Below are 22,906 nucleotides of genomic sequence, written 5' to 3'. Positions count from 1 at the left end.
TCACCGATCAATCGCGCCCGGTGACGAATCCCTGTAGGAGCTGCCGCAGGCTGCGATCTTTTGACTTTGTTTTGCCCCCCAAAAAAGCAGGATCAAAAGATCGCAGCCTGCGGCAGCTCCTACATAAGCAGGGAAATCTGATCAAAAAAAACGCCCCGAACCAGTCGGGGCGTTTTTACGAGGATGCGGCCTCGGGGTTACAGCGGTTTAGCGAACACCATCCTGGCGCAGCGCGGCCGGGGTGAAGTCGCTGGTGGTGGCGGTGAAGCCGAAGTCATACGCCTGCTTCTCTTCGTTCTTCATGCCCAGTGCCAGATAACGGCCGGACTGCAGGTCGTAGAGGGTTTCCAGGGCATACCACGGCACCTGCTTGTCGTAGTAGTTCTCGGCATGCGCCTCGGCTACACGCCACAGTTGGCCACGACCGTCGTAATGGTCGATAACGGCTGCCTGCCAGGTGTCTTCGTCGATGTAGAAGTCACGCTTGGCGTAGATGTGACGCTGACCTTCCTTGAGGGTGGCAACCACATGCCAGACGCGACGCAGCTCGTAACGCGCCAGGTCCTGGTTGATGTGACCGGCCTTGATGATGTCGGCGTACTTCAGTTTCGGATCATCGAGCTTGTAGCTGTCGGAGGCGATGTACATCTCTTTCTTGCCTTCGAGCTTCCAGTCGTAGCGATCCGGCGCACCGTTGAACATGTCGAGGTTGTCGGAAGTCCGCAGGCCATCCGCCGCAGTACCCGGGCCGTCATAGGATACTTGTGGCGCACGACGGACACGACGCTGACCGGCGTTGTAGACCCACGCCGAACGTGGCTCTTTCACCTGGTCGAGGGTTTCGTGCACCAGCAGCACACCACCGGCCAGACGCGCCGGCGCAGTCACTTTCTGCTTGAAGTAGAACAGGATGTTGCCCGGGTTTTTCGGGTCATAGTCCTTCATCTTGTCGCGGAACACGAACTGATCCTGGAAGTACACCAGGCTGTACGAGCCGTTCGGTTGCGGCGTGGCCTGGGTCACCAGACGGGTCACGCTGCCGCCGCGATAGCGGGTGATGTGGTTCCAGATCACTTCCACGCCGGTTTTCGGAATCGGGAACGGCACTGCCGTGTCGAAGTTCTCCAGACCGTTGCCGCCGGACACCAGATTGGTGGTGGTAGCGTTCTTCTTGATCGCGGCGAATACGTCATCCGGCACAGTGGCACCGCGATGGGACGGGTACACCGGCATTTTGAACGTTTCCGGGTAACGCTTGAACATCGCGTACTGCCCCGGCGCCAGTTTGCCCTTGTACTTGTCAGCATCCTTGGCGGTGATGGTGAACAACGGCTGTTCACTGGCGTAAGGGTTGGACAGGAAACCGCGCGCATCGACGCTGCCGGCATTCTTCGGCAGCGGCTTCCAGGCGGGAATCGAACCGTCGGCGTTACCGGCCATTTCGGCGCCCATCGGGGTCAGGCTCTTGCCCAGCTTGTCCGCTTCGGCAGCAGGGACCGCCGCCATGACGCCGGTCGCCAGCAGCGACAGGCCCAGAACACCGGCGTGGAACAGACTCTTTGTTATTTTCATATGTGTGTTCGTCCTGAAATGCAGTGCTTAGAAGTTCACGCCGAAGCTGAGCGCAACGAAGTCGCGGTCATCCACAGTGGTGTACTTGCCGTCGAAGAAGTTGGTGTAAGCCAGGCTCGCGGTGTAGGTGTTCTGGTATTCGGCGTCGACACCCAGGCTGACCGCCTTGCGGCCTTCCTCGAAGTTGCCGCCAGGGCCTGGCGAGTAACCGCTGACGTCGTGCTGCCAGGCCACGTTAGGCTTGAGGTTCACACCGGCAAACACATCGTTGTATTCCCAGATGGCACGGCCGCGGTAGCCCCACGACATCGATGTGGTAAAGCCGTCGTTGTTGCAATTGCGGCTGCGGTTGTTCTGCGGCGAACCCGGCCCTGCACCATTGATAGTGCTGGCATTGAGAATGTTGGCGCAGGTATTGATACCACCAGTGGCCGGCAGCTCACCCGGGCCATACACCGGATCGCGGCCATAACGCATGTCGGAACGGCTTTCCAGCCCGCCGACATAAGTCGCGCCAACTTCACCGACGAGGGTCAGACGGCTGGCGCCCATGACCTGATCGAAGAAGTGCGTGAACGTTGTCTGAATCTGGGTGATTTCCTTGCGCTCGTAACCGTGCAGATCCTGACCCGGCACGCCATTGAGTATCGAAGCGTTGGTCAGTGCGCCGCCGATCGGACGCACACCGGCGAACAGGATGTCGGTCGAGTTCAGTTGCACCGGTGCGTTCGGACGGTAGCTGATCTCACCGCTCCACGCCGTGCCGGTAGGCAGGGTGGTGGAGAAGCTCAGACCGTAGAGGCGAATGTCTTCAGGGTATTCAATGAAGTAGTTCGAGTTGCCCGCGACCAGCAGGGGAGCGAGTGCCGCAAAAGGCCCCGGCAGCGCGCGCGCCGTGTTGTAGACCGATTGCGGAGCACCGGTGGCGCTGAAGATCGGCGCACGGCTGTGATAGTTCATGAAGTAGGCGCCGAACTCGGTATCGAGTGGCTCGTACATGTACTTGAAGGACGCGCCCCACTGGCCGCTGTCGCGCGCATCGCGATCCGGGCCACGGCGCACCAGAACCCCTTCTTCGTTGACGTTGACACCGTTGGCGGCCAATGGCCCCAGGGCGATGGCCGGGATTTGCGAGCGCTTGTTCAAGACGCGCAAGTTGTCGTTGCAACCGTCGGCAACGATGTCAGGCTGCGAGAAAAATGTGCCGCAGTTATCGACGACCGTCTGGTCCCATTCCAGTTGATAGAACGCCTCGGCCGAGAGGTTCTCGGTCAGGCTCTGCGAGACGTAGAACATGTTGACCGGGATCAGGCCTTCCTTGATCTCGGCACCGGGACGACGGAACGCCGACACATCGATCGGGTTGATCGAGTTGATGCCACCGCCGATGAAAGTACTTTCACCCCAGCTCACCACCTGTTTGCCCAGACGCACGGAGCCCGGCTGATCGGCAACCGAGTAGTTGTGGTAGACGAAGGCATCGAGGATCTGGCCGCCGGACGACTTGGCGCCCTCTTTGCGGCCCGTATCGCTGATGTCCTTGAATTGGCGGCTTTCATCCTTGAGTTCGAAGTCGTACCAGTATTTGCCACGGACGAACACGCCGGTGTCGCCGTATTTCAATTCAAGGTCATGAATGCCCTTGAAGATTTTCGAGAAGGTTTCGCCGCTCTTGAAGTTGGCGTGACCGTCATCGGAAGTCTGCGACAGGCCATGGCCGCCGTTGTTGACGCCGATGAGGTTCTTGTTCGGGCTCTGAGTAGACCAACTGGCACCGATCGACAGAGACGAGTCGAACTGGCCTTCGATTTCACCGACGTTGAAACTGACGCCGAATGCGGGCCCGGCGAGCGAAGAGGCAAGACTGACCGCCAGAGGCAGTTTCGCCCGGCGCCAGAACTGGTTTACTGAGGTCATCGACGCTACTCCATGTGCATTATTGTTATGGCAGTGAGTACTTTTAAAAACGCTGTGGAGGAGCGGACGCCAGGGCTGCCCGAAATCACTCCAGAGTTACTCGCCCCAATCAGTGCGTGTGCTCCGTTCTTAAAAATCCTTGAACGGACTATATCCAGCAGGGGGTACTGCTTGATCCCTCTAAAGTGTGATTTGCAGTCGCCAACCACTCTGGAACAGTCCTTTCGCCAGTCCGACACTCGTCGGCACGGCAAGGATGGCTGAATTTTTCGATTTCACAAGCCAAGCGCTTGCTTGGTGGGTCTGGCGCGCCGTTTTCGGCGCGCCAGCAGACACTAAAGTGTCGAGAGGAAGGTGCTGTTGTTGGCCTGCCATTCAGTGATGTCGAGGCGGATGCGCTTCTTGTCGAGCTTGCCGACACTGGTCTTGGGAATTTCAGTAACAAGGGCAATCTGACTCGGGATCGCCCACTTGCTCAGGTGCCCCAATTCCACGAACGGCTTGAGGTGTTCCTTGAGCTCTCGCGCCCCGATCACGTGCCCTTCGCGGATTACCAGCAGCGCAAACGGGCGCTCGCCCCACTGTGGATCGGCGATGCCCACCACTGCTACTTCGCGTACCGCGACATGCCGGCTGATCAAGTCTTCGAGGTCCAGCGAGGAGATCCATTCGCCGCCGGTCTTGATCACGTCCTTGATGCGGTCGCGGATGTCGATCACGCCCATGCTGTCGAGTGTGGCGACGTCGCCGGTGTGCAGCCAGCCACCGGCCCACAGCTCGGCGCCCTTCTGCGGTTCATTGAAATAGCCTTCGGTGAGCCACGGTGCGCGCAGCACCAGTTCGCCCTGGGTTTCGCCGTCGGCCGGAAGGAAGTTGCCGTCGCCGTCGACAATCGCCGCTTCGACCAATGGCCCCGGCACGCCAGCCTTGATCCGGTAAGTAGTGCGTTCGTCTTCGCTGCCGGCCATCAGCTCGTCATTGAGGTGCGCGCAGGACACCAGCGGCCCGGTCTCGGACATGCCGTACGCCGCCGTCAGCTGAATACCGCGAGCCTTGGCGGTTTCGTACAGCGTGCGATTGAGCGCGCTGCCACCGATGACAATTTTCCAGCCAGCAAAATCGGTGTCTTGCGCACCTTTGGCGTTGAGCAACATCTGCAGGATGGTCGGCACGCAATGGGAGAACGTGACCTTCTCCTTGCGCCACAACTCGACGAGAAATTCCGGGTCGTAGCGCCCCGGATAAACCTGTTTGAGCCCGAGCATGGTCGCCACATAAGGCAGGCCCCAGGCATGCACGTGAAACATCGGCGTGATCGGCATGTACACATCGTTGGTGCCCAGCAGGCGCACGCTGTCGATGGAGCCCATGATCGTCGCCACGCCCATGGTGTGCAGCACCAGTTGCCGATGGGTGAAGTACACGCCTTTCGGGTTGCCGGTGGTGCCGGTGGTGTAGAACGTGGTGGCGACCGAGTTTTCGTCGAAATCCTCGAAGTCGTACTGCGGACTCGCGGCGGCCAGCAGTTGCTCGTACTCACCGACCAGGTTCGGCAAGTCGGCAGTCTTCTCCGGCAGATCGGTCAGCAGCAGGGTTTTCTCGACCGTGGTCAGGTGCGGCGCGATCGCCTGATACAGCCCGACGAACTCGCTGTTGACCAGTACAAAGCGGTCTTCGGCGTGGTTCATGGTGTAGAGAATCTGTTCTGGCGACAGGCGCACGTTGATGGTGTGAATCACCGCGCCGATCATGGGAATGGCAAACATGCATTCCAGGTAACGATGGCTGTCCCAATCCATCACCGCCACGGTGTCACCAGCCTTCACACCGGCGGCCGTCAGCACATTGGCCAGCCGCGCCACGCGCTCGATCAGCGTCGGATAGCTGTAGCGCAACTGGTCACGGTAAATGATCTCGCGGGTTTTCTCGTAACGGGCGCCGGACATCAGCAGCCGTTTGATCAGCAATGGATACTGGTAGGCCCCATCGGCCGGGGGAATGACGCGAGTCTGCAACATATGAATCCCTTTTCTGGCTGCACGGTGTTGGCGTAGAGATTTGTACTCTAGAACCCTTATACGCCAGCCAAATCAGCCAAAGGAATGATTTGCAGAGCCGTACAAATGCTAGCTTTGCGCCAGCATTTGCCGGTTTTCTTCACCGATCAGGCCGTTTGTCATACAGCTGCCTCAGAAGGTGTCCGTGGGAAAACCACTGCTGCGAGGAAGGTCAGCGCGCCGAAACCCGCGAGAATCAAGTAAAGGCCTACAAAACCATGGCGCGGTTCGACATAGGAAATCAGCGGAATCGCTGTCGCACTGGCACCGAACGACAAACAGTAACGCAAGGCGAACACCCGCGATTGCCACTGTGGCGCAACGAAGTTGGCGACCATTGCATCGTTGACTGTGACCTGACCGAACACCACGAACATGAACGCCGCACCGAGGGCAATCACCGTCCAGCCATCGGCGTAAGCCAGCGCAAACAGCAGCGGCGCCTGGCACAGCGTCAACACAATGAACGGCCATTTCAGGCTGAGCCGGTGCAAAACCCGGCCGATGCTCAACTGCGCGACCGCCCCGAAGGCATACGCCAGGCTGACCACCACACCGAGGGTTTGCGGGGAGGCGAACAGCTCATGCAAACGCTCCTGAAACAGTTTCGGATAGGTCATGGTGGTGGCGTTGAACACCACACCGCCGGTGGCTGTGGCCAGCGCCAGCACGGCGAAGACCATGACCATCGAAATGCGCTGACCGCCGGCCCCTTTGAGCGGAGTGTGCGGGCGCTTGGGGATCGGCTCCTCACGCACCTGCAAGGCGAAGCCGACACCCAGAACAATCGCCACCGCACCGGGTATGAGGAACGCCGAGCGCCAGCCGAACTGCGCCACCAGCAACCCGGTGATCAGCGCCGAAAACGCTACGCCGAGGTTGCCCCACATGCCATTGATGCCGATTTCGCGGCCACGGTTTTGTGCGTAGGCGACCAGCATTGCCGTGCCCACCGGGTGATAGATCGCAGCGAAAATGCCGATCAGGGTCAGGCCGATTACCAGCATCGTCGGGCTGTTGCTCAGGCCGGTGACAATCGCCGAGGCGCCGATGCCGAAGAAAAACACCAGCATCATTTGCCGCCGGCTCCAGTGATCGCCCAGCCAACCGGCCGGTAGCGAGCAAGCACCGAAAGCGATGAAGCCGCCCAGCGACAGGCCGATCAGCGCAGCATAGTCGAGGCCAAAGGCCTGGGTCATGCCGAGTACGGCGGCGGGAAAAATCAGCATGAACATGTGATCGATCACATGGGCGGCGTTGATGTAGCGAATAACGTTTCTCGATTGATTCATGGCGGCACGCTTTACGTTGTTGTGTGCCGCTTATGCTAAGTTGGCCGGAAAGCGCATTCCTGCCAAGCAAGTCATTGAATCAGACATGTTGATCAGCCACTTTGAACACGGCCCGGTGAGCGCCTACCCCCGGGATTATCTCGACGGCGCCCACCAGCCGCTGCATCTGCATCGCGAGGCGCAGTTGCTGTACGCGGCCAGCGGCATCATGCGCGTGGTCACGGCGTCGGGCGCATGGGTGATTCCGCCGAGCCGTGCGGTGTGGATACCGCCGCAAGTGGCGCATGAGATTTTCATGAGTGGCGACGTGCAGATGCGCTCGCTGTTCATCGCTCCCGAGCGGTCGCCGGCCAGCCTGAAGCAGTGTTGTGTGCTGGCAGTGACGCCGCTGCTGCGCGAGCTGATTCTGCGCGCCGTGCAAGGCCCGCCGCATGCCGACAATCCGCTGATTCAGCAATTGATGCTGGAAGAACTGGCCAGCCTGGAAAACCTGCCGCTGCACATTCCGATGCCGACTGATCGACGCCTGCAAAATATTTGCCTGGCGCTGCTGCACACCCCCGATCATCCCAACACGCTGGAAGACTGGGCGCAGCAGGTCGGCGCCAGCTCTCGCACGTTGGCGCGGCTGTTCCAGCAACAGTTAACGATGAGTTTCAATGCCTGGCGCCAGCAATTGCGCTTGATGGAAGCCCTGCCCCGCCTGCTCGCCGGCGACAGTGTGCAGCGCGTGGCGCAGGATTTGGGCTACGCCAGCGCGCGGGCGTTCAGCGCGATGTTTCGCCGTTTGCTGGGCGAGAATCCCCGCGACTACCTCAACACCCTGAGCAAGCTCAGCCAACTCGTGTAGGAGCCATGTAGGAGCTGCCGAAGGCTGCGATCTTTTGATCTTTTTTTTGAGGACCAAGATCAAAAGATCGCAGCCTTCGGCAGCTCCTACACCAGCCAGGCACAATTTCTGTAGGAGCTGACGAGTGCAACGAGGCTGCGATCTTTCAAGATCAACAGATCGCAGCCTGCGGCAGCTCCTACAGGGAAGATCAGTGCATTTCGGTGAAGGCGATTTTCACGCCGAGAGCGATCAACACCGCGCCCATGGTGCGGTCGAACCAGTGACCCATGCGAGCAAAACCGGCGCGTACGCGCTGCTGGCTGAACAGCATCGCCACCAGGCAGAACCAGATCGCGGTCGCCACGGCGAGATAAACGCCATAACCGGCCTGCACCGACAGCGGCGTGTGCGGGTTGATCACCACGGTGAACAGCGACAGGAAGAACAACGTCGCTTTCGGGTTCAGGCCATTGGTGACGAAGCCCGAAGTGAACGCGCCGCGAGCGGTGCGCACGCCCGCCTCTTTGTGCAGATCATCGGTGACGGTTTTCGCCGGTTGCGCACGCAAGGCCTTGAAGCCGATGTACAGCAAGTACGCGGCCGCCGCCCATTTCAAGGCATTGAACAGAACGATCGACTGCGACACGATCAGGCCAATGCCCAGCAACGAATAACCGACGTGGAGGAAAATCGCCGTACCGACACCCAAGGCAGTCCAGGTACCGGCGCGACGTCCGTGGGTCACGCTTTCGCGCACCACCACGGCAAAGTCCGGGCCGGGGCTGGCGACGGCCAGCAGGTGGATCAGTGCAACGGTCAAGAACTCGGTCCAGTACATGGGGGCTCCTCTGGGGCAGCTTGGTCAATAAAAAATCTGTAGGAAACGCAGCACTTGTGGTGAGGGGATTTATCCCCGTTCGGCTGCGCAGCAGTCGTAAACCCGGCGAACGCGATTGAGCAGATACACCGAGGTGAATGGTTTTAGGGCTGCTTCGCAACCCAACGGGGATAAATCCCCTCACCACAGGGTTGTGTATTCGCGGCGGGGTCTGCGTAACGATTTGTTTCATCTGGTAGGCTCGGCAGATTACGCCCAACGCTCAAAGCCTAAAAGGTACAGTTGATGACGAACACGCGCCGCGCGGTTTTCCTTGATCACCCTTCGCTCGACCTCGGCGACCTCGACCTCAGCCCGTTGCGCGAGTGTTTCAGCGATCTGCAACTGTTCGCCCAGACTTTGCCCGAGCAAGTCAGCGAACGTCTGCAAGGCGCTACCGTCGCCATTTCCAACAAGGTTCTGATCGACGCCGCCGCCATGGCCGCCAACCCCGATCTGAAGCTGATTCTGATTGCCGCCACCGGCACCAACAACGTCGATCTCGCCGCCGCACGCGCCCACGGCATCACCGTGTGCAACTGTCAGGGTTACGGTACGCCATCGGTAGCGCAACACACGATCATGCTGCTGCTCAACCTCGCCACACGCCTGGCCGATTATCAGAAAGCCGTCGGCGCAGGTCGCTGGCAGCAAGCCAAACAGTTCTGCCTGCTCGACTATCCGATCGTTGAACTACAAGGCAAAACCCTCGGTTTGCTCGGTCATGGCGAACTCGGCGGTGCCGTGGCGCGACTGGCCGAAGCCTTCGGCATGCGCGTGTTGCTCGGGCAGCTTCCCGGTCGCCCTGCCCGCCCGGATCGCTTGCCGCTGGATGAATTGCTGCCGCAAATTGACGCCCTCACCCTGCACTGCCCGCTCAACGAACACACTCGCCACTTCATCGGTGCGCGCGAGCTGGCGTCGATGAAACCCGGCGCGTTCGTGGTCAACACCGCGCGTGGCGGCCTGATCGATGAGCAGGCGCTGGCCGATGCCCTGCGCAACGGTCACCTCGGCGGCGCGGCCACCGATGTGCTGAGTGTCGAGCCACCGACTCAAGGCAATCCGCTGCTGGCCGCCGACATTCCGCGTCTGATCGTCACGCCGCACAACGCTTGGGGCAGCGTCGAAGCGCGGCAGCGCATCGTCGGCCAATTGACCGAAAACGCTCAGGCGTTCTTCAGCGCTAAGGCGCTGCGGGTCGTCAGTTGATAAACTGCGGCACTTTTTTTTGAGGAGCAGTTATGGATCCGCGCAGTGAAGTACTGCTTCGTCAGCCCGAGTTGTTTCAAGGATCGTTGTTGCTCGCCGGTTTGCCCGCCGATGATTTGCTCGGGCGCTTGCCCAATGCGTTCGGCTGGTGCTGGCATGCCGGCGATCAAGCGGCGCTGGACGCCCGTTTCGAAGGTCGCAGCCATTTCGGCGTGAATGTCCCGGAGCGTGAGTTCGACAGCGCGGTGGTGTTCTTGCCCAAGTCCAAGGACCTGACCGATTACATCCTCAATGCCGTGGCTTCGCGTCTGGCTGGGCGCGAAGTGTTTCTGGTCGGGGAAAAGCGCAGCGGCATCGAAGGCGCCTCCAAACAGCTCAACCCGTTCGGCAAGCCACGCAAGCTCGACAGCGCGCGGCACTGCCAACTCTGGCAAGTGACCGTGGCCAATGCCCCTGAAGCGAAATCCCTGGAAAGCCTGGCGCAGACTTATGAATTGCCACTGGCTGAAGGCCCGTTGAAAGTCATCAGCCTGCCGGGCGTGTTCAGCCACGGCCGACTGGATCGCGGCAGCGCTTTGTTGCTGGAGCATCTGGACAAGTTGCCGAGCGGCCATCTGCTCGATTTCGGTTGCGGTGCCGGTGTGTTGGGCGCTGCGGTCAAACGTCGCTATCCGCACAATCAGGTGACGTTGCTCGACGTCGATGCGTTTGCTGCTGCCAGCAGTCGCTTGACCTTGGCCGCCAACGGTCTGGAAGCCGAGGTGCTGACCGGTGACGGTATCGATGCGGCGCCGATGGGGTTGAACGCGATTCTGAGCAACCCGCCGTTCCATGTCGGCGTGCACACCGATTATTTCGCTACCGAGAACTTGCTGCGAAAAGCGGCCAAACATCTGAAAAACGGCGGCGAACTGCGCTTGGTCGCCAACAGCTTTCTCAAGTATCAACCGCTGATCGAGGAGCATCTGGGCGTGTGTGCGATCAAGGCCGAAGGCAATGGTTTCCGCATCTACCGGGCCAAGCGCGGCTAGAACTTCTTTCAAAAAAGAGGCTTGCTCAATCGGATTTGCCTAGGCAGAATCCGCTCCGTCCTAGGGGAGTAGTCTCCCACGAGCGCCAAGCTCGTCCGGCATACGTCAACATACTTGATCCTCAGATCATGGCGTATGCGACCCAAGCGTCCGCAGCAGACGGATCGCAGGGTTTGACAAGACCTATGACACGCACACCTTACCCGGGGCGGGAAGGCTGTACGTGTCATAGCCGTGTCGACCCGCCCCTTAGGAAAATCCTGATGCTGGACTCGTTACTCGTTCCCACCGCAATCGTTGCCTTGGCCGAAATCGGCGACAAGACGCAACTGCTCGCGCTGATTCTCGCCGCTCGCTTCCGCAAACCCTGGCCGATCATTGCCGGTATTGTCGCCGCGACCCTGGCCAACCACGCAGCAGCCGGCGCGGTCGGCGCCTGGTTCGGCAGTTTCTTCTCAGACTCGGTCCTGCACTGGATTCTCGCCGCAAGCTTCACGGCCACCGCGCTGTGGACACTGGTCCCGGACAAAATGGACGACGATGAAACCAGCACCGCACGCAAGTTCGGGCCGTTCCTGACCACGCTGATCGCGTTTTTCCTGGCTGAAATGGGTGACAAGACTCAGGTCGCGACGGTGATGCTCGCCGCGCAATACCCGGAACTGTGGCTGGTGATTATCGGGACGACGGCGGGCATGTTGATTGCCAACGTGCCGGTGGTGTTGGCGGGTAATTTTGCTGCCGACAAATTGCCGCTGACCTTGATCCGTCGCCTGGCGGCTTCGGCGTTCATGATTCTGGCAATTGTGGCGGTGTACAAGGCGATGCAGAGCAGCGGCTGGGTTTAACCCCCGTCTACTGAACCACCCAAAACCTGTGGTGAGGGGATTTATCCCCGATGGGGCGCGAAGCGCCCCCAAACCTGCTGCCTCAGAGTGTCAGACATAACGCATTTGCAGGTTTTGGGGCTGCTTCGCAGCCCATCGGGGATAAATCCCCTCGCCACAACAGCCCTCTCAACCTGAAGAATCGTTGTGTCCTTCGACTCTTAGGACTTCGGGGCTTGTTCGTACAGCGGCATGACTTTTGGAATCGCCGCCTGCAGCGAAGCGATCCGGCTGGCCGACGCCGGGTGAGTGCTCATGAACTCCGGCGGCGAACCTTCCGAGGCCTTGCTCATCTTGTTCCACAAGGTGATCGCGGCGTTCGGGTTGTAGCCGGCACGAGCAGCCAGTTCCAGACCAATCAGGTCGGCTTCGTTTTCGTTGGCGCGGCTGTTCGGCAGGGTCATGCCGTAGTTGGCCACGGTGTCGGCCAGCGCCAGACTGTCCTGACCCAGACCAAGCAATGCGCCTGCGCCCTGCTTGGCCATTTCAATCCCGTACGCCTTGGACATCGCTTCACGACCGTGCTCGCGCAGGGCGTGGGCGATTTCATGGCCCATGACCGCGGCGATTTCATCGTCGGTGAGTTTCAGGCTGTCGATCAGCCCGGTGTAGAAAATGATCTTGCCGCCAGGCCCGCAGTTGGCGTTGAGTTCGTCACTCTTGATCAGATTGACTTCCCACTGCCATTGCGCGGCATCCGGGCGGAAGTTAGGCGCCTGGGCGATCAAACGGTTGGCAATCGCCTGAACCCGCTTGGCCTCAGGGCTGGTCTTGTCCAGCACACCTTTGCTGGACGCCTCGCCGACGGTCTTCTGATACGACTGGGCATACATCTGGTCGACCTCTTGCGAGGACAGCATGCTGAACATGTACTGCTTGCGCTCCACCCCCACGGCGCCGCCGCTGGTGGTGTTGACCGACTGACAACCGGCCAGCAACAGCGCTGCGCTCAGTGCACTTACAACCAATGTCTTGTTCATTCAAAAGCTCCCTGAAAACCTGTCGCGTATCCTAGGCGGGTAATTGTATCGGCGCCAGATACAACGGACGTGTTGTAGCGACTTTCAGATATTTCCCACCGCGGCTGTCGTAAAAAATTCACGCCACCGACCAGCCCACAACAACTGCGGCACGCAGTGATCCATTTGCGACATGCTCTGCCAATTCCACCCTGCCACGCTCATGGCGCCCTGCCCGCTGCCGATACATCACCGCAGACGTCCTCTTGCGTGCGGAGCTCCCATGAAGTTCAAGTCGATCCAGTTTTCCGTCGCCGCCCTGGCCGGCGCCATTGTGCTCAGCGTGGTGGCGGCGCTGGTGCTGTATGCGCTGTTTGCCGGCGCCCGCACCCAGGAGATGGTGCAGCAGCGCACCCAGGCGCAGTTCGAGCAAGTCATCGAACAACGCCTGACTTCTCTGGCGCAAACCCAGGTCAGCCAGATCCAGCGCGAGCTCGAAGCGCCGCTGCTGATTGCCGGCGGCCTGGTACGGGTCAACGCCCTGCTCGGCACGCCGGGCGCCGATGGTCAGCCGCGCGTGAATGTCAGCCGCGAACAACTGATCAGCCTGATCAAAGAGAACGTCGAAAAGAACCCGAAGATCCTCGGCACCTACATCGGCTGGGAGAAAAACGCCCTCGATCAGAATGACGCGGCTTACGTCGGCACCGGCGTGGTCGGCATCGATGCGGCCAACGGGCGCTTTCTGCCATGGTGGTTCCGCAATGACGACGGCACGCTGGGCCTGGACAAACTGGCCGACGTCGATGACCAGAAAGTCCTCTCCACCGGCGTGCGCGCCAGCGAGTACTACCTGTGCTCGAAAGAGAGCAAAAAGTCCTGCGTGATCGATCCGGCACCGTACAAGGTCGGCGACAAGATCGTCATGCTCGCCTCCTTCATTGAACCGATCATGCTCAACGGCACCTTCCAGGGCATCGTCGGCGCCGACCTGTCGGTGAACTTCATCCAGGAAATGCTCCTCGGCGCGAACCAGAAGCTCTACAGCGGCGCCGGTGAAATGGCCTTGGTCGGCGGCAATGGCCGGATCGTTGCCTACACCAAGGACCCGAGCAAATTCGGCGAGAAAATCAGCGATATCCTCGACGCCGAGCAAACGGCCAACATGGCCAATCTCAAGAGCGGCGAAGTGACTTACTCGGTCAACAAGGACAAGGGCCGCATTGAGTTGTACCTGCCGTTCGGCATCGGCCAGACCGACGCGCGCTGGACACTGATGCTGCAATTGCCGCTTAACGCGGTGATGGCCGATCTGCAGAAACTGCAGGGCGACCTCGATGCGCAACGCAAGTCCGACACCTTCGGCATGGCCATGGTCGGTCTGCTGATCGCCGGCCTTGGCCTGCTGGTGATCTGGCTGGTCGGCCACGGTATTGCCCGGCCGTTGAAGCAGATGGTCGCGATGCTCAACGACATCGCTCAGGGTGAAGGTGACCTGACCCGCCGCTTGAGCAGTGATCGCAGCGATGAACTCGGTTCGATCGCCAAGGGCTTCAACACCTTCCTGGCCAAATTGCAGGCGATGATCACGCAGGTGGTGACGTCGGTGCAAAGCGTCAGCGATTCCTCGGAGCACACCGCCGACATCGCGATTCGCACCAACATCGGCATCCAGAAACAAATGGCCGAGATCGATCAGGTCGCCACCGCCGTGCAGGAAATGACCGCCACCGCGCAGGACGTTGCGCGCAATGCGACGCAGGCTGCACAAGCCGCCAGCCATGCCGATCAAGCGGCCAGTCAGGGCATGCAGATCGTCCGCGACACGTCCAATTCGATCGGCGTGCTGGCGCTGGAAATCGGCAAAGCCGTGGGCGTGGTACAGACGCTGGCGAAGGACAGCGAGAACATCAACGCGATCCTCACAGCGATTCGCGGGATCGCCGAGCAGACCAATTTGCTCGCGCTGAACGCGGCGATTGAAGCGGCACGTGCCGGCGAGCAAGGTCGCGGTTTCGCGGTGGTGGCGGATGAGGTGCGCAATCTGGCGCAGAAGACGCAGAAAGCCACCGAAGAAATCCAGAGCATGATCCAGCAACTGCAACAGGGCACCCGCGACGTGGTGCGGGTCATGGAAGACAGTCAGAACCGCACCGACGAAAGCGTGCAGCACGCGGCGAAAGCGGCTGAGGCGCTGGAGACGATTACCCAGGCGGTATCGGTGATCAACGACATGAACACGCAGATTGCCAGTGCGGCGGAAGAGCAGAGCGCGGTGGCGGATGACATCAATCGCAACGTGATCAACATTGGACAGGTGGCCAATGAAGTGGCGGGCGGTGCGGATGAGTCGAGCTCGGCGAGCGCCGATTTGACAAAGTTGGCGGAACAGCAGCGGCGGTTGATCAATCAGTTCAAGGTTTAAGGGCAAGATCAAAAGATCGCAGCCTTCGGCAGCTCCTACAGAGGCTGCGATCTTTTCGCTTTTCAAATTAACCCGGGGTCAGGCACTCCGGCCCATTGAGTTTGGGATCATTGATCAGGTTCGCCAACACCCGCTCACGCAATGCGACCGGTTCGCTGGCGAGCAAGCCTTGCAGCACATGCAACGGCGTCTCCGGATCAAGCCATGCCGCCTGCCCTGCCTCATCAAGAATCAACGGCCGGCGTTGACTCGACGCCGGCTGAGTAATCACCGCCGTACTCAACCAGACCTGTTCCTGCACCGGATACGCCTCCCAGATCGCCGCAAAAAACAGCGACGAACCCTCGCCCGGCGTCAGCCAGAACGGCCGCTTGCGCTGGGTCCCGCGCCATTCGTAAAACCCGTTCGCCGGCAGCAGGCAGCGACGCTGGCGCAGCGCCTCACGAAACATCGGTTGTTCGGCCACGGTTTCCGCGCGGGCATGCGCCGGGGTTTTCGACAGATCGGTCAGCCACGGCGGCGTCAGCCCCCAACGCGCGCGGGCCAGGGTGCGCTCGCCGTCTTCACCAGCACGCAGCATCAACACCGAATCATTGGGGGAAATGTTCCACTGCGCCTGCTGATCGGCGGGAAAACCTGGCAGGGCCGCGAAATCGCGGTTCCAGCGAAACAGGGCATAACGTCCACACATGGGGCAACACGACTCTGAAGTAAAACGAAGCTCAGCCTAACAGACCAGCGTCCCGGGGAAGCTCTCCGGTTCATCGCCGGGCAGCGGCAGCGCGGCATTGTACGCGGTGATCAACTCGCGGGCGTATTCGGCCTGGTCGTTATCGACGGACAGTGCCAACAACCCGAAGATCGGCAATTCGCCCGTACCACCGAGCAAATCGCGGCCAACCAGATGCGCCTCGATGCCTTCGCTGGCAAGCATGCCCTTGAGCATTTCGCCTTCCATCAGGTTTTCCGGCTCGTAGATTCGCTGCATGGGCGCGCCTCACTCGTTTTCGCTGAAGACTTCCAGAAACCAGTCCTCTTCGTGTACCTGCAAGACAAACGTGATTGGCCGGCAACACACCTGACAATCTTCGATATAGGTCTGATCGCCACCGGACAGGTCCACTGACGTCTCGACCGTTTCCCCACAATAAGGACATTCGTATTCAGCAGGTTCCAGCATCGCGGTCTCCCAAGTGACTTGTGCGTATAATCGCCGGTCTATTTGCAGGGCTATTTTTGTCTGGCTACCTTTTCAGACCGTGCCCCGTTGGTTTTCGATCAAAACCTTTACTTACCCTAGCCGTTTCCAACAAGAGAGCATGATGGGCGAATTCGATGCCATCCGACCTTACGACGACAGCGAAGTACCTGTGGTACTGGCAAGACTGCTCGGCGACAAGGCGTTTCTAGATATCCTCACCCACTTCCGCTTCCCGCGTTTTGCCGGTGCCTTCGGCTGGATGCTCAAACCACTTATAGCCCATCGGCTGCGTCGTGAGTTCGCCGACGTGACCTCGGTGGCGACGTTGCAGGACAAGGTCGAGTCCTACGTCGACCACACCATCGAGCGCGCCACCGACGGCGTGACCTACACCGGTGTCGAGCAATTCAAGTCGGGCAGCGCCTATCTGTTCATCGCCAACCACCGCGACATCGTCATGGACCCGGCCTTCGTCAACTACGCCGTGTACCACGCCGGCCTGCCGACGCCGCGCATTGCGATTGGCGACAACCTGCTGCAGAAGCCGTTTGTCAGCGACTTGATGCGCCTGAACAAGAGCTTCATCGTCCACCGTTCGATCAGCGGCCGTCGCGAGAAGATGGCCGCGTATCAGCTGTTGTCGGCGTACATCAACCACTCGATCCGCAACGATTGCGCCTCGATCTGGATCGCGCAGGCTGAAGGTCGGGCGAAGGACGGCGATGACCGCACCGAGTCGGCGATCCTCAAGATGTTCCACATGAGCCGCAAGGACGAGCCGTTCGGCGAAGTCATTCGCTCGCTGAACGTCACCCCGGTGTCGATCAGCTACGAGTACGACCCGTGCGACCAGGCCAAGGCTCGAGAGCTGTATATCCGCGCCACCACCGGCACCTACGCGAAAGCGCCGGGCGAGGATGACGTGAGCATCGCCAAGGGCATCACCGGCTACAAGGGCCGGGTGCACGTGAACTTCGCACCGCCAATCACCGAGCTGTTCGAAGACACCAAGCAATTGGCAGTCGAGATGGACAAGCAGATTCTTGGCGGCTACCGGTTATTCCCGGTGCATTACCTGGCGTATGCGCAGTGGGCCGATGCTGATGCGCAATTGAATGTGCCGAAGGCTGCCGAAGTGTTCCCGGCCGATGAACTGGCCAAGGCCCAGGAAGAATGGCAAAGCCGGCTGGGCGCGTGCCCTGCAGAGCACCGTCCGTATCTGGTGCTGCAATATGCGACGCCGGTGCGCAATCAGTACCGCGTAAAAGCCGGGCTGCCGCTTTAATCAACAGCGCTGAGCAATTGTGGCGAGGGGATTTATCCCCGCTGGACTGCGCAGCAGGCCCTGTTTTTCTCAGGTAAAAACTGGGGGCGCTGCGCGCCCCAACGGGGATAAATCCCCTCGCCACAGGTTTTGCATCAGATTCAGTAACGCGTGCTGATCCACGAGACGATCAGTGCCAGCCCCAGGCAAGCAAAACCAAATCGATAGAAAAACCGGTTCATGCGCAAGGTCGCCCAATCAAGAATGGGCTCGGCGTTCGGCTGCGCGTTGCGCTGAGCGGCAATACTGGCCATCGCGCGCTGTTCACGGCGACGGGTGGCGTGCAACAGCCAACTGCCGGGAAACGCCAACAGCAGCGCCAGCAGGTTGATCAATTTGGCGGGATGGGCGGTAAACAGCGTCATCAAGTGCAGCGACATCACAGACCTCTATCTAAACCGGTATGACAGGCGCCAGATCGACGACCGCGGCGCGGATTCTACCGAAACCGTCCTCCTCTGCCCCAGCCTTTGCGACAAATTACATGACATTCGACCGATGGCTGTCCTGTGTCACGGCATCGTCATGTGGATGTAGCACCCTGCGCGCCTCGAAACGCACATGGAACGCGACATGCTTCACGCTGAAAACCAGGATCGTCTCTACCTCATCACCCCTTACGACGAACAACAAAGCCTCGTTGGCAGCCTTGCCTTCAATGTTCAGGATCGCCACTGGCTGGTGTATTGCGCCCTCGGCGGGCATCAACATGCCGATTTGCCCGAGACCGACCTGCTGACCGGCGTCAGCGTCCTCGACTTCTACTCCCAGGCCGCCTGAATGAAATCCCCCATGTAGGAGCTGCCGAAGGCTGCGATCTTTTGATGTTGGTTTTAAGATCAAAAGATCGCAGCCTTCGGCAGCTCCTACAGGGAATCGATCTGCATGAAAAAGCCCGGGGCCATCACTGGCACCGGGCTTTTTTGCATCTGCCGACAGCTTACTCGGCGAGCACCTGACCCACGGTCGGGTCCTTGAACAGACGCGTCAGCGCATCACTCAACACATCGCTCACCAGCTTGGTGTTGGTTTCCTGGTTCGGCGCCATGCCGAAACGCTGGTCCAGCGACGCACCGTAACGGCCGCTGTAACGGCGGTTTGCGTTCTGCACGTCGGAGCGGAAGGTCGCGCCGATGGTCGCCTCGGTCACGTACATGCCTTCTTTCGGCGACTGGTATTTCAGCTCGGCCAGGGTCACGGTCAGCTGCGGCGCATTCGGCGCGTTGTTGGTCGGGGTGAAGCCCAACAGACGCACGGCGGCTTCAGCCTGAGCCTGCAACTTCGGCAGGATCTGCTCGCGCTGCACGGTGATGGCGCTGGTTTCCGGGTACAGGCCGCCACGGGTGCCGAGGGTTGGCGACGGACGACCGTCAACCACACGCACGACAACGGGCTGGCCACGGCCGACCGCAGGCAACTGCGTGGTCAGCTTCGGCTCCGGATTCAGTTGTTGCGGGCTGTGGGCGCAGCCGGCCAGAGTCAAACCGGCCACAGTGATCAAACCGAACAACAGGCGTTGCAACATGCTCTTCTCTCCAGAATCAGGCACAAACAGGCCGGCAGTATAGCGGTGGGCCACTGCGGGTCACCAGCACCCGACAGCGAATACTGCAATGTCTGACAAACCCTGCCGAACGCGGTTCCTGTCACAGATTGTTCACCTGTCATACACGTTGACGTCACGGCCCTTTGCCAACCTCCAAACCAGTCCTCCAACAAGGTACTCGACCATGCGTTATCTGATCTCGTTGTTCGCCCCTCGTCCGCTGCACCGCAGCTTCGCCCTGCTCGACCGCAACGGCCATTGCCAGGCATTCAAGCAGTGCAGCCTGCAACCGATGGGCGACGGTTGGGTGGAAATCGAGGAAATTCGCCTCAACTGGTTGCACCAGCCACTGCCCGCCAGCGCCCGCGTCATGGTGTCGCAGCCCCGCGCACGGGTGCAGGCGATGTTGAGCATCTGACCGGATGCCTAATAAAAGTCATTAAACACGAGCAACTGCCCGCATTTCTTCGATACAATCTCCCCCCGATTATAAGGACGTCTCCTGATCGGGCCCCGCAACAGCGTCAATGCACATGCATCGACATCAAAAATCGCCCACAGAGAGCCGCCCACACAGATCGAGTGAAGTTGGCGCGCTTGCCTGTTCTTCCGGCAAAAACCCCGCTTTTCGCGAATCTGCAGAGCTGTCATGACGCTCGGCCGCCGCGTTGTTTTTGCCCTCGGGCATGGTGCCAAGCCCGGACAGCCCTTTTTTGAGGTTCACGTCTTCAAAAGAGCGTGAAAAAAACGGGTTTTCACAACTTCACAAGAGTGTGGCGAGCAAATGAAAAGTTTTGCGTCTGAACATGCACCATTAGCGTCTGAAACAGCCCAACGACACAGGACCGGGTATACCTCGAATATCGGAGCCTGAAGCCTGTCCGCTACGGATTTGGTTGCACAAAAACGGATGTCTCGACCATAAGTCGAATTGCCAGCCACGTGCTGAAATGAGTTCATGGAGCTCTTGAAGCCTGGCCGCACGCATCCGTCGAAGTTGCGAAAAATTGCGAAGATTCGGACATGGCGACCTGACCACGGATAGCTGGGGCACAACTGATCTGTCCCGGAACGCCTGGCAGCCATGCCGACAATTTGGTGCTGCAGATTTTGGAGACGCGTTAAATGGCGCATAACGAAGCAGTCGACGTAGTACTGGTTGGGGCCGGCATCATGAGTGCCACCCTTGCCGTACTGCTCAAAGAGCTCGACCCCGCGATCAAGCTGGAAGTCGTCGAGCTGATGGATTCCGGTGCTGCGGAGAGTTCCAACCCGTGGAACAACGCCGGTACCGGTCACGCCGGCCTGTGCGAGCTGAACTACACGCCGCAAGCCGCTGATGGCACCGTCGACATCAAGAAAGCCGTGCACATCAACACCCAGTTCGAGGTGTCGAAGCAGTTCTGGTCGTACCTGACCAAGCAAGGCACCTTCGGCTCGTGCAAATCCTTCATCAGCCCGGTACCGCACCTGAGTTTCGTCCAGGGCGACAAAGGTGTGTCGTTCCTCAAGGAACGCTTTGACGTGTTGAGCAAGCACCACGCTTTCTCCGACATGGAATACACCGAAGACAAGGCCAAAATGGCCGAGTGGATGCCGCTGATGATGCCGGGCCGCTCGCCGGACGAAGTCCTCGCTGCGACCCGCGTGATGAACGGCACCGACGTCAACTTCGGCGCGCTGACCAATCAGTTGCTCAAGCACCTGACCAGCGCCCCGGACACGCAAGTCAAATACTGCAAGCGCGTGACCGGCCTCAAGCGTAACGGCAGCGGCTGGACCGTCAGCATCAAGGACGTCAACAGCGGCAGTACCCGCGAAGTCGACGCCAAATTCGTCTTCCTCGGCGCGGGCGGCGCGGCGCTGCCGTTGCTGCAGGCGTCGGGCATCGAAGAAAGCAAAGGCTTCGGCGGCTTCCCGATCAGCGGCCAGTGGCTGCGTTGCGACAACCCGGAAGTGGTCAAACACCACCAGGCCAAGGTTTACAGCCAGGCCGCCGTGGGTTCGCCACCGATGTCGGTGCCGCATCTGGACACCCGCGTGGTCGACGGCAAGAAATCCCTGCTGTTCGGGCCATACGCCGGTTTCACCACCAAGTTCCTCAAGCACGGTTCCTTCATGGACCTGCCGCTGTCGGTTCGCGCCGGCAACATCGGGCCGATGCTGGCCGTGGCGAAAAACAACATGGACCTGACCAAGTACCTGGTCAGCGAAGTGATGCAGTCAATGGAGCAGCGTCTGGATTCCCTGCGCCGTTTCTACCCTGAAGCGAAAGCCGAAGACTGGCGCCTGGAAGTGGCCGGCCAACGGGTGCAGATCATCAAGAAAGACCCGAAAAAGGGCGGCATCCTGCAGTTCGGTACCGAACTGGTGTCGGCCAAGGACGGTTCCCTCGCCGCCCTGCTCGGTGCTTCGCCGGGTGCCTCGGTGACCGTTTCGATCATGCTGGAACTGATCGAGAAGTGCTTCCCGGCCAAGGCCAAGGGTGAGTGGGCTGGCAAACTGGCAGAGATCTTCCCGGCCCGTGAAAAGGTGCTGGAGACCGATGCTGCGCTGTATCGCAAGATCAACACGCAGAACAACATCGCGCTGGAACTGGTTGAAGAAAGCAGCGAGACACCAAGCTACGCTTGATCACGCCGCATAAAAAACGCCCCGGACTCAGAGAGTGCGGGGCGTTTTTTTACGCGTGAACATTGGCACGACTTCTGTGGCGAGGGGATTTATCCCCGCTGGGCTGCGAAGCGGCCCCAAAACCTGCTGATAAGGTGTGTCAGGCAAACCGCATTTTTTGGTTATGCGACTGCTGCGCAGCCGAACGGGGATAAATCCCCTCGCCACAGTTATTGGGGATACCTCACGTGCGGGACTTTTCGATCAGTTCGATGTATTCCGGCGCGTTGCGCTGATCGGCGATCAGGTCAACAAAGGTCTTGCCTTGCTCGTCCTTGCCATCGACGTCGTAGCCAGCTGCAACGAAGAAGCCCAGGAAGCGCTCGAAGTCATCGATGCGCAAGCCACGGTAAGCCTTGATCAGTTTGTGCAGCGACGGCGAAGTGGCGTCGACCGGCTCAAAATCGAGGAACAGCTTGATCTGCTCATCGCCGATCTCGTCACCAATCACTTGTTTCTTATCTTTACGCATTGCCGACTCCAGCTCGCAGACATTACACGGGGCGGGCAGTTTACCCCTGCCCTGCCGCCGGGCTCAACGCGAACGCGTGCTGCCGGTGTGCAAATCGGCCCAGATATGGCCATTGGCGTAACTGAGGAACTGCACATACACGGTGTCATTGCGCAGCAAATCGATGATCACCCGGTATTGGGCCTGTGGATAAAACAACGTCAGGGTTTTGCTCTTGTCGTCGTAGATCGGCTTTTTCAGGCTTTTGCTTTCGCCATCGAAATTGACCAGCACTTGTGTGATGGTCGCGCCTTTGTTCAGGGACTTGCCCTTGAGGCGGATCAGCAGCGGTGAGGTGACCGGGATCGGTTGTTGATTGGACTGGCGTTGCGCGCCCACCACAACGGAATAGTCGGTGACCTGCATGAGTTGCTGCTGCTCGGGCTCGGCATCGCGTACGGTCAGATCGTCCGGCGGCAGGAATTGGCTGTGCATCGGCGCGGCGGACAGCGGCAGGCTGAGGGCCAGCAACAGGGCGGCGAGGCTGCGGATCAAGAGGCGCATGACAGGCTCCGGGGGGCGGGGCCGAGCACTCTAGCATGGGATTAAAAGCAAAAGATCGCAGCGTTCCGCAGCTCCTACATTGAACC

The 22,906-nt window shown here is 59.9% G+C and carries 23 protein-coding genes and 1 riboswitch; of the genes, 9 read left to right on the top strand and 14 right to left on the bottom strand.

Annotated elements, in window-relative coordinates; translation table 11 throughout:
• Positions 1-207: 207 nt before the first annotated feature.
• From ACZZ0B_RS02105 to ACZZ0B_RS02090, 4 genes are all read right to left on the bottom strand, one after another.
• Positions 208-1,572 carry a DUF1329 domain-containing protein gene (locus ACZZ0B_RS02105; protein ID WP_463544281.1) on the bottom strand — a complete coding sequence of 455 codons (1,365 nt, stop codon included), beginning with the start codon at positions 1,570-1,572 and terminating at the stop codon, positions 208-210.
• Between the two features lie 27 nt (positions 1,573-1,599).
• Positions 1,600-3,489 (bottom strand): DUF1302 domain-containing protein, encoded by a 1,890-nt coding sequence (locus ACZZ0B_RS02100; protein WP_463544280.1) that lies wholly within the window; start codon positions 3,487-3,489, stop codon positions 1,600-1,602.
• A 335-nt stretch (positions 3,490-3,824) separates the two neighbouring features.
• Positions 3,825-5,507 (bottom strand): fatty acid--CoA ligase, encoded by a 1,683-nt coding sequence (locus tag ACZZ0B_RS02095; protein ID WP_158830462.1) that lies wholly within the window; start codon positions 5,505-5,507, stop codon positions 3,825-3,827.
• A gap of 158 nt (positions 5,508-5,665) precedes the next feature.
• Entirely contained in the window at positions 5,666-6,838 is a 1,173-nt protein-coding gene (locus tag ACZZ0B_RS02090; protein ID WP_463544279.1) for an MFS transporter, read from the bottom strand.
• Between the two features lie 85 nt (positions 6,839-6,923).
• On the opposite strand from ACZZ0B_RS02090, the gene ACZZ0B_RS02085 reads away from it, so the two are divergent.
• Positions 6,924-7,688 carry an AraC family transcriptional regulator gene (locus tag ACZZ0B_RS02085; protein ID WP_463544278.1) on the top strand — a complete coding sequence of 255 codons (765 nt, stop codon included), beginning with the start codon at positions 6,924-6,926 and terminating at the stop codon, positions 7,686-7,688.
• A gap of 190 nt (positions 7,689-7,878) precedes the next feature.
• On the opposite strand, the gene ACZZ0B_RS02080 is transcribed toward ACZZ0B_RS02085, so the two are convergent.
• Positions 7,879-8,508, bottom strand: a complete 630-nt coding sequence (locus ACZZ0B_RS02080) for a LysE family translocator (protein ID WP_008084004.1) — start codon at positions 8,506-8,508, stop codon at positions 7,879-7,881.
• A gap of 285 nt (positions 8,509-8,793) precedes the next feature.
• Here ACZZ0B_RS02080 and ACZZ0B_RS02075 point away from each other — a divergent pair, with 285 nt between their 5' ends.
• From ACZZ0B_RS02075 to ACZZ0B_RS02065, 3 genes are all read left to right on the top strand, one after another.
• Positions 8,794-9,759, top strand: coding sequence for a 2-hydroxyacid dehydrogenase (locus ACZZ0B_RS02075; RefSeq protein WP_463544277.1), 966 nt, complete (start codon positions 8,794-8,796; stop codon positions 9,757-9,759).
• 32 nt (positions 9,760-9,791) lie between these two features.
• Positions 9,792-10,790, top strand: a complete 999-nt coding sequence (locus tag ACZZ0B_RS02070) for a class I SAM-dependent methyltransferase (protein WP_102901153.1) — start codon at positions 9,792-9,794, stop codon at positions 10,788-10,790.
• A gap of 50 nt (positions 10,791-10,840) precedes the next feature.
• A riboswitch (yybP-ykoY riboswitch) is annotated at positions 10,841-10,965 on the top strand.
• An 88-nt stretch (positions 10,966-11,053) separates the two neighbouring features.
• A complete protein-coding gene (locus ACZZ0B_RS02065) occupies positions 11,054-11,638 on the top strand; it encodes a TMEM165/GDT1 family protein (RefSeq protein ID WP_158836137.1) in 585 nt (194 codons plus the stop codon).
• 200 nt (positions 11,639-11,838) lie between these two features.
• On the opposite strand, the gene ACZZ0B_RS02060 is transcribed toward ACZZ0B_RS02065, so the two are convergent.
• Positions 11,839-12,657, bottom strand: a complete 819-nt coding sequence (locus tag ACZZ0B_RS02060) for a M48 family metallopeptidase (RefSeq protein ID WP_158836139.1) — start codon at positions 12,655-12,657, stop codon at positions 11,839-11,841.
• A gap of 262 nt (positions 12,658-12,919) precedes the next feature.
• Here ACZZ0B_RS02060 and ACZZ0B_RS02055 point away from each other — a divergent pair, with 262 nt between their 5' ends.
• Positions 12,920-15,061 (top strand): methyl-accepting chemotaxis protein, encoded by a 2,142-nt coding sequence (locus tag ACZZ0B_RS02055; RefSeq protein WP_463544276.1) that lies wholly within the window; start codon positions 12,920-12,922, stop codon positions 15,059-15,061.
• Positions 15,062-15,128: 67 nt separating this feature from the next.
• On the opposite strand, the gene ACZZ0B_RS02050 is transcribed toward ACZZ0B_RS02055, so the two are convergent.
• The 3 genes from ACZZ0B_RS02050 to ACZZ0B_RS02040 are packed head-to-tail and all read right to left on the bottom strand — an operon-like array spanning position 15,129 to position 16,241.
• A complete protein-coding gene (locus tag ACZZ0B_RS02050) occupies positions 15,129-15,752 on the bottom strand; it encodes an SOS response-associated peptidase (protein ID WP_463544275.1) in 624 nt (207 codons plus the stop codon).
• A 36-nt stretch (positions 15,753-15,788) separates the two neighbouring features.
• The gene (locus ACZZ0B_RS02045; protein ID WP_008083988.1) at positions 15,789-16,049 is read right to left on the bottom strand and encodes a putative signal transducing protein; all 261 of its coding nucleotides are present in this window, start codon (positions 16,047-16,049) and stop codon (positions 15,789-15,791) included.
• A gap of 9 nt (positions 16,050-16,058) precedes the next feature.
• Positions 16,059-16,241, bottom strand: a complete 183-nt coding sequence (locus tag ACZZ0B_RS02040) for a CPXCG motif-containing cysteine-rich protein (RefSeq protein ID WP_007912820.1) — start codon at positions 16,239-16,241, stop codon at positions 16,059-16,061.
• 142 nt (positions 16,242-16,383) lie between these two features.
• On the opposite strand from ACZZ0B_RS02040, the gene ACZZ0B_RS02035 reads away from it, so the two are divergent.
• A complete protein-coding gene (locus ACZZ0B_RS02035) occupies positions 16,384-17,547 on the top strand; it encodes a 1-acyl-sn-glycerol-3-phosphate acyltransferase (RefSeq protein WP_463544274.1) in 1,164 nt (387 codons plus the stop codon).
• A 140-nt stretch (positions 17,548-17,687) separates the two neighbouring features.
• Here ACZZ0B_RS02035 and ACZZ0B_RS02030 read toward each other — a convergent pair whose 3' ends face one another.
• Positions 17,688-17,966 (bottom strand): hypothetical protein, encoded by a 279-nt coding sequence (locus ACZZ0B_RS02030; protein ID WP_053123707.1) that lies wholly within the window; start codon positions 17,964-17,966, stop codon positions 17,688-17,690.
• Positions 17,967-18,159: 193 nt separating this feature from the next.
• Here ACZZ0B_RS02030 and ACZZ0B_RS02025 point away from each other — a divergent pair, with 193 nt between their 5' ends.
• Positions 18,160-18,366: a hypothetical protein gene (locus tag ACZZ0B_RS02025; protein WP_008083982.1), complete on the top strand. Its 207-nt coding sequence runs from the start codon at positions 18,160-18,162 to the stop codon at positions 18,364-18,366.
• 160 nt (positions 18,367-18,526) lie between these two features.
• Here ACZZ0B_RS02025 and ACZZ0B_RS02020 read toward each other — a convergent pair whose 3' ends face one another.
• Positions 18,527-19,111 carry a YajG family lipoprotein gene (locus ACZZ0B_RS02020; RefSeq protein ID WP_008086137.1) on the bottom strand — a complete coding sequence of 195 codons (585 nt, stop codon included), beginning with the start codon at positions 19,109-19,111 and terminating at the stop codon, positions 18,527-18,529.
• Positions 19,112-19,316: 205 nt separating this feature from the next.
• Between ACZZ0B_RS02020 and ACZZ0B_RS02015 the strand changes: the two genes are divergently transcribed.
• Entirely contained in the window at positions 19,317-19,550 is a 234-nt protein-coding gene (locus ACZZ0B_RS02015) for a hypothetical protein (RefSeq protein WP_008086138.1), read from the top strand.
• 126 nt (positions 19,551-19,676) lie between these two features.
• On the opposite strand, the gene ACZZ0B_RS02010 is transcribed toward ACZZ0B_RS02015, so the two are convergent.
• Positions 19,677-19,856, bottom strand: a complete 180-nt coding sequence (locus tag ACZZ0B_RS02010; RefSeq protein ID WP_157173115.1) for a hypothetical protein — start codon at positions 19,854-19,856, stop codon at positions 19,677-19,679.
• A gap of 401 nt (positions 19,857-20,257) precedes the next feature.
• Between ACZZ0B_RS02010 and mqo the strand changes: the two genes are divergently transcribed.
• A complete protein-coding gene (gene mqo / locus ACZZ0B_RS02005; protein WP_463544273.1) occupies positions 20,258-21,766 on the top strand; it encodes a malate dehydrogenase (quinone) in 1,509 nt (502 codons plus the stop codon).
• Positions 21,767-21,989: 223 nt separating this feature from the next.
• On the opposite strand, the gene ACZZ0B_RS02000 is transcribed toward mqo, so the two are convergent.
• Positions 21,990-22,277, bottom strand: a complete 288-nt coding sequence (locus ACZZ0B_RS02000) for a PA4642 family protein (RefSeq protein WP_008086140.1) — start codon at positions 22,275-22,277, stop codon at positions 21,990-21,992.
• A gap of 63 nt (positions 22,278-22,340) precedes the next feature.
• Entirely contained in the window at positions 22,341-22,820 is a 480-nt protein-coding gene (locus ACZZ0B_RS01995; protein WP_008086141.1) for a hypothetical protein, read from the bottom strand.
• Between the last annotated feature and the right edge of the window lie 86 nt (positions 22,821-22,906).

Source organism: Pseudomonas sp. AC247, from assembly GCF_979258015.1.
The sequence above is the reverse complement of the archived record's forward strand: the minus strand, read 5'-3'. Positions and strand labels throughout refer to the sequence as shown.